Genomic DNA, 938 nt, shown 5'->3' on the forward strand with positions numbered 1-938 from the left:
GAAAAAGAAAGGCTATTCACGCTAGATGAGGGGGCGACACTATACGCAATAGAACCCTTATAACGCCACCCTTCCCAGCGTCTTGTGGCGCTGAAGCCACCGTCTGTTCGCGAGATATCTGAGCTCCCTGATGATTTAAAATACAAAAGCTCGTTTACGAATTGATATCCCGCCCACCCCGTTGCTTTGCGCAGGTTAGTCGTGAAGTTTCCGTCGCCATCCACAAATGAGCGATCTCTGAATTCTAAATCCACAGACAAAGCACTCGGCAGGCCGACTAAAAATGATCGATCAAGACGAAGTGCATACTCAGAATCTAATTTACCATTTTGATTACGGTCACTAATTAGATCAGAGAACTTGAATGCAGAAGCATTCAAGCTAGTATCAAGCAGACGGCTCTGAAGCGTTAATTGATACGCTGAACCACCATCAAGATCTTTCGCGTAATCAAACTGCGACAATGCTTGCCCTAAACTTCCATACAAACTGGTATGAAAGTATTGGCGATCAGTTGATGTGGAGTTTGGCGTCATTGCGCTTAACCCTAAGCGAGCAGTTAAACTTCTATGCAATCCATAGCGGACCTCCGCCATATTAAAGTTCGTCACCTCATTAAAATCGTTGATCTTCCCACCGACTAATCGCTGATTTCTTTGTAAGCTCCAAATGTCGTATTCCCAAGCACCGGCCTTAAGCATTGCCCCGCCCGATGACACTACCTCACGAATTTCACGCTCTTGCCCCTGAGGCCCATACAAACGAATATCAAAAATATTCTCGCCCAAATAAATGGGTACATTCTCAAAGATGTAGCGACCTTGGCTTGTGGTTTCAGAAAATTCTATCAAGCTACCATTGCGATAAAGTTCGACCTCCCATCCTGGAGGTGCATCACCCTCAAGCGTGATCACATCGCCCTGCTCTTGAATTGACTC

1 protein-coding gene is annotated in these 938 nt (G+C 45.7%); it reads right to left on the reverse strand.

From position 1 onward, the window contains the following. Positions 1-938 (reverse strand): hypothetical protein (locus A3762_RS27775; protein WP_197469374.1); only part of this gene is annotated, 938 nt, incomplete at both ends.

The organism is Oleiphilus sp. HI0125 (assembly GCF_001635355.1).